Origin of the sequence: Anaerovorax odorimutans (assembly GCF_024459955.1) — a bacterium.
Classification (GTDB): Bacteria; Bacillota; Clostridia; order Peptostreptococcales; family Anaerovoracaceae; genus Hominibacterium; species Hominibacterium odorimutans_A.
Window position 1 is genome coordinate 1 of sequence record NZ_JANFXK010000073.1, and the last position, 785, is coordinate 785.

Here is a 785-nt window from a genome sequence, read left to right on the forward strand (position 1 = left end):
ATCAAAACCTTGCCGCACACTGCAATACATACAAGCATCTTTCTCTTCCTGTTCCAGGTCCAGCCGCCTAATTGAGTAATCCGGATTATCGTAAAACTGGCTGGCACATGTCGGACAAAGACATAAAATTAAAGGTGTATCTGCCTTTTTCTTAATACCGATGCTGACTAGCAAGGCCTGATCTAATTCCTTCATCGTCAGTTTATCTAAAGAACCAATCGGCTCCCTTAGCCTCTGTTTATCAATGGTTCGGAGTTGCTCCAATAAAATAATTGAGTCATGATCGAGTTCCGGAATACCTTTAAGCGCCACGTGGGTCGGTAATTTAATTTTTTTCCGGCCGGTGACTGCCGCAACGATCACAGTTGGACTGTATCGATTGCCCAGATCATTTTGTATGATCACTACCGGCCGTTTTCCTCCCTGCTCACTGCCGATCACAGGGTTCAGGTCCGCATAGTATATATCTCCGCGAAATAGAATCTTTTTCATCTTAACCTCCTTGTATTTACACAGCTTTTGCTATGTAGCCATGCTGGCATTTGCCCTCGGCACCCCGCAGCATGATCGGGAAATCACCAAACGGCTGACAGCGAATCAGCTCCACGGGAATTGCACCCCTCCGGGGATCTCCCGGAGCTGTCCTCACTTGTTGCGACATCGTCTGCGCTATGGCGCTTTTGGGACGCTCGACTTTATGACCGGACAGGAGTATCATTATGCCCATTGCGTTTCATGGCCCTACCAGGAGCAGCCTGGCAGTTATAGCAGCTATTTCTCGCTCC

2 protein-coding genes are annotated in these 785 nt (G+C 48.2%); both read right to left on the reverse strand.

Annotated elements, in window-relative coordinates; translation table 11 throughout:
- On the reverse strand, positions 1-492 hold a 492-nt coding region (locus NE619_RS17890), incomplete at its 3' end, for a type II toxin-antitoxin system PemK/MazF family toxin (RefSeq protein WP_256133847.1).
- 16 nt (positions 493-508) lie between these two features.
- Complete coding sequence (locus tag NE619_RS17895) at positions 509-727, reverse strand: hypothetical protein (protein WP_256133848.1); 219 nt, start codon at positions 725-727, stop codon at positions 509-511.
- Positions 728-785: the final 58 nt, after the last annotated feature.

Coding starts and splice junctions, on each gene's coding strand:
- NE619_RS17895 (WP_256133848.1), bottom strand. CDS start 727: ATGGGCATAATGATACTCCTGTCCGGTCATAAAGTCGAGCGTCCCAAA.